Raw genomic sequence first — 7,445 nt, 5'->3', positions numbered from 1 at the left:
CAGGAAGCGACGGGCTAGACAGTAATTGTCTTCAGCCGCTCGGCGATCAATGCCGCAAGCCGCGTCGCCACCTCGTCCTTGCTCATCTCGGGCCATTCGTCGACACCGGCCTTCGAGACGATCCGCACCCGGTTGCGATCGCCGCCCATCACGCCGCCTACGCGGGACACGTCGTTGGCGACGATGAAATCGGCGCCCTTCTTCCTGAGCTTGGCCTCGGCGTTCTTGACGAGATCCTGCGTCTCAGCGGCAAAGCCGACGACCAGGCTGGGCCGCCTTTTGTGATGACCGACACCGGCAAGAATATCGGGGTTTTCGATCATCTGCAGCGCCGGCGGCCCCTCGCCTGCTACCTTCTTGATCTTCTCGCCGGCCGAAGTCTCGCTACGCCAGTCGGCAACGGCAGCCACGAACACGGCCGCGTCCGCCGGCAGCAGCTGTTCGACCGCGCCCTTCATCTCGTTCGCGGTTTCGACATGCAGCGTGGTGACCCCGGCCGGATCGGCAATACCGACCGGACCGGAGACGAGGCGCACATCGGCGCCGAGCCTTGCCAGCGCCGCCGCAATGGCATGGCCCTGCTTGCCGGACGAGCGATTGGCGATGTAGCGCACCGGGTCGATCGGCTCATGCGTCGGCCCTGAGGTGACGATGATCTTTCTGCCTGCCAGCGGCTTCGGCCTGATGTCGAGCAGCGCCTCGATCGCGGCGACGATCTCCAGCGGCTCGGCCATGCGGCCCTCGCCTGCCTCGTTGCTCTCTGCCATCTCGCCCTTCGCCGGGCCGATGAATGCGATGCCGTCCTTCTGCAACGTCGCGCGGTTTCGCCGGGTCGCCGGATGCGACCACATCTTCGGGTTCATGGCGGGCGCCATCAAAACCTGCTTGTCGGTGGCAATGAGCACAGTGGAGGCAAGGTCATTGGCGTGGCCGTTGGCGAGCTTCGCCATCAGGTCGGCGGTGGTCGGCGCCACGACGACAAGGTCGGCCTCGCGCGACAAGCGGATGTGGCCGACATCGTGCTCGTCATTGCGGTCGAACAAATCGGTGAAGACGTGGTCGGCAGCCAGCGCTCCAACCGACAGCGTGGTCACGAACTCCTGCGCCGCAGCGGTCATGACGACACGCACCGCAGCGCCCCGCTCGCGCAGCCGGCGGATCAGGTCGAGCGCCTTATAGGCGGCGATGCCGCCGCCGATGATCAGCAGGATGCGCTTGCCGGAAAGGATCATGCCCGAGACCAGTCCTTGTCCAAAGTCATGCCGGCTTCAGTACCGGCGTGATATCGGTATGGATGAAATCATCGCCCTTGAAAAGCAATGGCAGATCTCGGGTCTTGGCGAGAGCGTAGGCGAAGCAGTCGCCCATGTTGAGGTTGGCCGGGTGGCCGGTGCCTCGGCCATAGGTTGAATAGGCTTCAATTCCCGCTTGCGCGTGTTCGGCGGAGAGAGCGACGATCGTGACTTTGAGTCTAGCAAGAAGGCCCGTCAACTCGGCCGTGCCAGCCGCGCCATAGCGTCGGACAATTACTGTGCCGCATTCCATCAGAGTCGCGGCGCTCATCAATATCTGCTGATTTCCGGCGAGGCGCTGGGCGATCGCCGGAGCATCGGGCTCCTGCTTCAGGATGGCCACGATCGCTGAGGTGTCGACCACCACGGTCATTCCTCCTCGATGAAGGACCAGAGGTCATCAGTGAATTTCTTCTGATCGAAGTCCGCTTGTTGCAGTCGTCGGCCGAATTCGAGGATTTCCTCCGCCGTAACGAAATCCCCGTCACGTTCTTTGGCGGCTGCCACATCCTTCAGCAACAGACTTCTTGCCTCCTGCTCCATTGACACACCATGTTTGGCAGCCCGCTCGCGCAGCTTTTGCTTCAGATCGTCGTCGAGATTGCGAATGGTCAGGGTGCCCATAACTACCCTTGCCCCCGTGCCGTCGGTCTGAACTTGGTTTCGTCCTCGGCTGCAATGCCCGACCAGTCGAAACCTTTGGTGGTCGGAAGCCCAACGGATGCGGCGAGCACGTCCCGCGCCTCCTGCTCCATGGAAACGCCACGCGCGGCGCCACGCTCACGCAGTCGCCGCATGACACTCTCATCCACATTGCGGACAGTAATCCGGGCCATGATCGCACTCCCGCGACCTAATGTAGCGACACCGGAGCATGACTGCAATGACAGCACTGCTGTCATTGCTAGCATTTCAGAGCAGCTTCCAGGCGATATAGACCAGCGTCACCGCGATCACCCACAGCGCCAGCCGGCCGGAGCGGGTGTAGCGCGCCTCGGCCTTGCCGATCGCGTGCGCTGTCCTTTCGTCGAAGCGCAACCCATGTTCGGCCATCAAATCGATCTCGCGCGACAGCCGCTCGGTGCGGGCGGCGAGGTCCGGCGCCTGGCGGGCCAGCGCCAGCAGCGCGCTTGCGCCGTCGCGCGCGTCGGCCAGCAGAGCACGCGGGCCGAGATTGCCCGATATCCAGCCGCTGACCACCGGTTCGGACGTCTTCCACATGTTGAAGGCCGGGTCGAGGGTGCGGGCGACGCCCTCGACCACCACCATGGTCTTCTGCAGCAGCACCAGTTCGGAACGCGTCGCCATGTCGAAGAGGTCGGTCACCTCGAACAGAAGCGTCAAGAGCTTGGCCATCGAGATGGTATCGGCCGGCTGGCCGTGGATCGGCTCGCCGATCGCCCGGATCGCCTGGGCGAACGCCGCGACATTGTGCTGGCGCGGCACGTAGCCGGCCTCGAAATGCACTTCGGCGACGCGCAGATAGTCACGGGTGATGAAGCCATAGAGGATTTCGGCGAGGAAACGGCGCTCCTTCTTGCCGAGCCGGCCGGCAATGCCGAGATCAACGGCAACGATGGTGCCGTCGGCCTCGACGAACAGGTTTCCCGGATGCATGTCCGCATGAAAGAAGCCGTCGCGCAGCGTTTGACGCAGGAACGACTGGATCAGATTGGCGGCGATCGCCTTCAGATCGTGGCCGGCAGCAGCGAGGCCGGCAATGTCGTTCATCTTGATGCCGTCGACCCATTCCATGGTCAGAACGTCGCGGCCGGTGCGCTCCCAGTCGACCATCGGCACGCGAAAGCCGGGATCGTCCTTGGTGTTCTCGCCGAGCTCCGAAAGCGCTGCCGCCTCGAGCCTCAGATCCATTTCGATCTTGGTGGTCTGCGCCAGCGTCTCGGTCACTTCGACCGGCCGCAGCCGGCGCGACGACGGGATGTACTTCTCCTGCAGGCGGGCAGCGAGAAAATAGCTCTCGAGATCACGAAAGAAGAGGCGGCGCACGCCTGGCCGGATGACCTTGACCGCCACCCGCGAACCGACGCCGTCGTGCAGGGTTTCTGCGATATGGACCTGAGCGATCGAAGCCGCGGCAACGGCATCGCCGAAACTGGCGTAGAGGTCGCCGACCTTGCGCCCGAGCGAAGCCTCTATCGCCGCAATGGCCTCGGTCTGCGGAAAGGTCTGCATCTTGTCCTGCAGCATGGCGAGGTCGAGCGCCATGTCGTTGCCGACGACATCGGGCCGTGTCGCCAGGAACTGCCCGAGCTTGACATAGGATGGCCCGAGCCGGACGACCGCCTTGGCCAGCCGGTCGCCACGCTCATAGGCAAGCGCGCGGCGGCGGGTGAACAGCCGTGCCATCCGCCAGCCGAGTTTCGGCAGGCCGGAAAGCTCGTCGCCCGGCAAGGCCGCCACGACGCCTTCGCGGACCAGCACCCAGCCGGCCCGCACGAGCCTGAAACCAGCGCCGACCCTGCTCATGACTGCGCTAGCCTCAAAGCTTCCAGCCCGAATGAAGCGCAGCAATGCCGCCGGAATAATTGCGAAAAGAAGCGCGGTCGAAGCCGGCGCGGGAAATCATCGCCGCAAAATTCTGCTGATTGGGAAACTTGCGGATTGATTCGACCAGATAGGAATAGGGCTCGCCGTCACCGGTCACCGCCTTGCCGATCCTGGGGATGGCGTTGAACGACCACGCCTCATAGACCTTGTCGAGCAACGGCATGTCGACCTCGGAAAATTCGAGACAGAGAAAGCGTCCGCCGGGCTTCAGCACGCGATAGGCTTCCGCAAGCGCCACATCGACACGCGGCACGTTGCGAATGCCGAAAGCGATCGTGTAGGCGTCGAACGTGGCCTCAGCGAAGGGCAGCTCCTCGGCATTGGCTTCGACGAAATCGGTGTTATCAGTCAGTCCCTTTTTCTCGGCCCGGTCGCGGCCGACGGCGAGCATCGAGCCGTTGATGTCGAGAACGGTGGCATGGGCGTTCCTGCCGCTCGCCTCGACGATGCGGAAGGCGATGTCGCCGGTGCCGCCGGCAACGTCGAGAACGCTCCAGCGCGGTCGTTTCGGTGGATTGAGCCATGTGACCATAGCGTCCTTCCACAGCCGGTGCAGGCCGGCCGACATCAGGTCGTTCATCAGATCGTAGCGGTTCGCGACCTTGTGGAAAACGTCATTGACCAGGGACTGCTTCTCGCCTGCCCCTACACGCTTGAAACCATAGGAGGTCTCCATGCCGCCAACGGCCGTGGTTCTCTCAACCGACATTATTTTTGATCCGCCATAAAACCGGCGGGACCATAGCCGATCGATGGTGCCGACGCTATTGTTTAAGGCGCGGTGTTCGGCCGCGCTTCTCGGTCGTGGAATCATGCTTATGGCTCCGCGAACTGGGCTGACCTGACGGGATGACTGCATGCCTTTGAAAGCGGAACTGCACTGCCATATCGAAGGGGCAGCGGCGCCCGAACTCGTCATCCGCCAGGCGCAGAAATACGGCAAGGACACCTCGCCCTACATTCAGGACGGCTCCTTCGTCTGGCACGATTTCACCTCCTTCCTCGCCGCCTATGATTTCTCCTCCGACCTGTTCCGCACGGAAGAAGACTATGCGCGGCTGGCCGATCATTACCTGACCAGTCTCGCCCGCGACGGCGCCATCTATTCCGAGATCTTCACCTCGCCGGACCATGCCGGCAAGGCCGGCCTGTCGCCCAAGGCCTATACGGACGCGCTCGGCGAAGGCATGGCGCGTGCCAAGGCCAAGACCGGCATCGAGGGCCGCATGATCGTCACCGGCGTGCGCAACGCCGGCGTCTATTCGATCGAGCAGGCGGCGCGCTTCGCGGCCCGCTGCGGACATCCGCTGGTCACCGGCTTCGGCGTCGCCGGCGACGAGCGGATGGGCGATCTGGAGGACTATGTCAGGGCCTTCGAGATCGCGCGCGAGGCCGGCCTCGGCATCACCGTCCACGCCGGCGAGCTGATGGGCTGGGAAAGCGTCAAGGCGGCGCTCGACCATATCCGCCCCGCCCGTATCGGCCATGGCGTGCGCGCCATCGAAAATCCCGACCTTGTCCGGCGCATAGCCGACGAAGGCGTCGTGCTCGAATGCTGCCCCGGCTCCAACATCGCGCTGAAGGTCTTCGACAGTTTCGCCGATCACCCTTTTCCGGCGCTGCAGGCGGCGGGCTGCAAGGTGACGCTAAACTCCGACGACCCACCCTATTTCTGGACGTCGCTGAAGCGCGAATACGACATTGCCGCAGAGCATTTTTCGATGGACGACAAGGCGCTCGCCGCCGTCACCAGAACCGCAATCGAGGCCGCCTTCGTCGATAAGAAGACCAGGACGGCGCTTCTCGCCCGCCTCAACGCCGCCGCCCGCTAACTCTCTCCTGCTGCAAAAACTGTGGTAGGTGATCGCAAGCAGTTCCTTGGCCGGCGCATTGTCGATAGGGTTCACGTAAGCAGCCGGAATTTCAGGAGAACACCATGAAGGGCGTCACCGTCGTCGACCACCCGCTTGTCCAGCACAAGCTGACCATCATGCGCAAGAAGGAAACCTCGACGGCCGGCTTCCGGCGGTTGTTGCGCGAGATTTCGCTGCTGCTCGGCTACGAGGTCACTCGCAACCTCGAGCTGACGACGACAACGATCGAAACGCCGATCGAGACGATGGAAGCGCCAACGCTGGAGGGCAAGAAGCTGGTCTTCGCCTCAGTGCTGCGCGCCGGCAACGGCTTGCTCGAGGGCCTGCTTGACCTGGTGCCGGCGGCGCGCGTCGCCCATATCGGTCTCTACCGCGATCATGAGACGCTGGAAGCGGTCGAATATTTCTTCAAGGCGCCGAGCGATCTCGCCGACCGGTTGGTGATCGTCGTCGACCCGATGCTGGCGACCGCCAATTCGGCGATCGCGGCGATCGACAAGCTAAAAGGGCGCGGCGCCACCAACATCCGCTTCCTCTGCCTGCTGGCTGCGCCAGAAGGCCTCGAGCGCTTCATCAAGGCGCATCCCGATGTCCCGGTATTCACCGCGTCCATCGATCGCCAGCTCAACGAGAAAGGCTACATCATGCCCGGCCTCGGTGATGCCGGCGACCGCATGTACGGCACTAAATGACCGTGCCACTCGTTTACCGATCGTTTACGCAAACGGCCGCTTTCCGCATCTGTTAAAGCTGCAAACACCATGTCGCGATAAGCATGGGCGTTCACGAAGGCCGGTCCATGCTGCGCAATCTTCTCATCCTAGGCGTGCTCGCCGTAACATCGGCGTCGTTCCCGATCCTCTATCAATCGAATCCGCAGATTCTCGATGGCCTGCTGAAATCGGCGGTCGGGGCGAGGCCCACGGTCGAAACGCAAACGGACCTGAACCTGGCCGCGGTTCCCGACAGACCGGCGACGCCGCAGCCGCTCGGCCGCAAGGTCGTGGTCGCGGCGGATGCGCGCGGGCATTTCACGTCGGCGTTCAAGCTCAACGGCCGTCAGGTCGACGGCATGATCGACACCGGCGCCACGCTCGTCGCCATCAACAGTTCGACGGCACGCAGGATCGGCATTTCGCTGAACGCGTCGGACTTCCGCCACACGGTCAACACCGCCAACGGGGCGATCAAGGCTGCCCTGGTGACCGTCGATCGCCTGCAGATCGGCAAGATCACGGTCGACGGCGTCCAGGCGGTGGTGCTCGACGACAAGGCACTGCGCACCAATTTGATCGGTCTGAGTTTTCTCCAGCGGCTTGAAAAATATCAGGTCGAAAACGGCGCACTGTTGCTCGTCCAGTGATCACCCGCGCGGCAGGATCCGCCTGATAACGGTTTTTTCCGCGGGCGGCTTCGAAGCGCCGATCGTATAGGCCGAAAGCACGGCGGCCGCGGCCGCCTCGGCATCGGAGGCGTTGCGGGCATGGACCAGCGCCAGCGCCTCGCCGGCGCGCACCTCCGCGCCGACCGGCAGCAGCCGGGTGATGCCGACCGCATGGTCGATGCTGTCGTCGGGCCGTATGCGCCCGCCGCCGAGCCCGACGACCGCAAGCCCGATGTCGCGGGTGGCGATGCCGGTGACAAAGCCGTTTTCGGTCGCCTTGACCGCAAGCTCGGTCGCCGCCTTCGGCAGGTATTTTTCCGGATTCCT

At 63.6% G+C, this 7,445-nt stretch carries 9 protein-coding genes and 1 pseudogene; 3 read left to right on the top strand and 7 right to left on the bottom strand.

Annotated features, from left to right (window positions below; all coding sequences use genetic code 11):
• Nucleotides 1-14 precede the first annotated feature (14 nt).
• From coaBC to ubiE, 6 genes are all read right to left on the bottom strand, one after another.
• Nucleotides 15-1,232: a bifunctional phosphopantothenoylcysteine decarboxylase/phosphopantothenate--cysteine ligase CoaBC gene (coaBC, locus tag EOC93_RS31570; RefSeq protein ID WP_127206576.1), complete on the bottom strand. Its 1,218-nt coding sequence runs from the start codon at nucleotides 1,230-1,232 to the stop codon at nucleotides 15-17.
• 25 nt (nucleotides 1,233-1,257) lie between these two features.
• A complete protein-coding gene (locus EOC93_RS31565) occupies nucleotides 1,258-1,665 on the bottom strand; it encodes a type II toxin-antitoxin system VapC family toxin (protein ID WP_348627617.1) in 408 nt (135 codons plus the stop codon).
• Nucleotides 1,662-1,916 (bottom strand): hypothetical protein, encoded by a 255-nt coding sequence (locus EOC93_RS31560; protein WP_127206575.1) that lies wholly within the window; start codon nucleotides 1,914-1,916, stop codon nucleotides 1,662-1,664. The genes EOC93_RS31565 and EOC93_RS31560 overlap by 4 nt, the downstream gene beginning before the upstream one ends.
• 2 nt (nucleotides 1,917-1,918) lie before the next feature.
• Entirely contained in the window at nucleotides 1,919-2,128 is a 210-nt protein-coding gene (locus EOC93_RS31555) for a plasmid stabilization protein (RefSeq protein ID WP_127206574.1), read from the bottom strand.
• A 76-nt stretch (nucleotides 2,129-2,204) separates the two neighbouring features.
• Nucleotides 2,205-3,779: a 2-polyprenylphenol 6-hydroxylase gene (gene ubiB, locus EOC93_RS31550; protein WP_126105075.1), complete on the bottom strand. Its 1,575-nt coding sequence runs from the start codon at nucleotides 3,777-3,779 to the stop codon at nucleotides 2,205-2,207.
• A gap of 13 nt (nucleotides 3,780-3,792) precedes the next feature.
• Nucleotides 3,793-4,569, bottom strand: coding sequence for a bifunctional demethylmenaquinone methyltransferase/2-methoxy-6-polyprenyl-1,4-benzoquinol methylase UbiE (ubiE, locus tag EOC93_RS31545; RefSeq protein WP_127206573.1), 777 nt, complete (start codon nucleotides 4,567-4,569; stop codon nucleotides 3,793-3,795).
• A gap of 148 nt (nucleotides 4,570-4,717) precedes the next feature.
• Between ubiE and EOC93_RS31540 the strand changes: the two genes are divergently transcribed.
• The 3 genes from EOC93_RS31540 to EOC93_RS31530 all read left to right on the top strand — a co-directional run bounded on the left by EOC93_RS31540 (nucleotide 4,718) and on the right by EOC93_RS31530 (nucleotide 7,097).
• Nucleotides 4,718-5,692 carry an adenosine deaminase gene (locus tag EOC93_RS31540; protein WP_127206572.1) on the top strand — a complete coding sequence of 325 codons (975 nt, stop codon included), beginning with the start codon at nucleotides 4,718-4,720 and terminating at the stop codon, nucleotides 5,690-5,692.
• 104 nt (nucleotides 5,693-5,796) lie between these two features.
• Nucleotides 5,797-6,426: a uracil phosphoribosyltransferase gene (gene upp, locus EOC93_RS31535; RefSeq protein WP_095488517.1), complete on the top strand. Its 630-nt coding sequence runs from the start codon at nucleotides 5,797-5,799 to the stop codon at nucleotides 6,424-6,426.
• A gap of 107 nt (nucleotides 6,427-6,533) precedes the next feature.
• Complete coding sequence (locus tag EOC93_RS31530) at nucleotides 6,534-7,097, top strand: TIGR02281 family clan AA aspartic protease (RefSeq protein WP_127206571.1); 564 nt, start codon at nucleotides 6,534-6,536, stop codon at nucleotides 7,095-7,097.
• Here the strand turns inward: EOC93_RS31530 and EOC93_RS31525 are convergent.
• Nucleotides 7,098-7,445 (bottom strand): annotated as a pseudogene (locus EOC93_RS31525) (thymidine phosphorylase); the annotation flags it as partial.

This window comes from Mesorhizobium sp. M6A.T.Ce.TU.002.03.1.1 (assembly GCF_003997275.1).
Taxonomy (GTDB): Bacteria; Pseudomonadota; Alphaproteobacteria; order Rhizobiales; family Rhizobiaceae; genus Mesorhizobium; species Mesorhizobium mediterraneum.
Note: the sequence above shows the minus strand (reverse complement) of the source record. Positions and strands in the feature narration are given on the sequence as shown.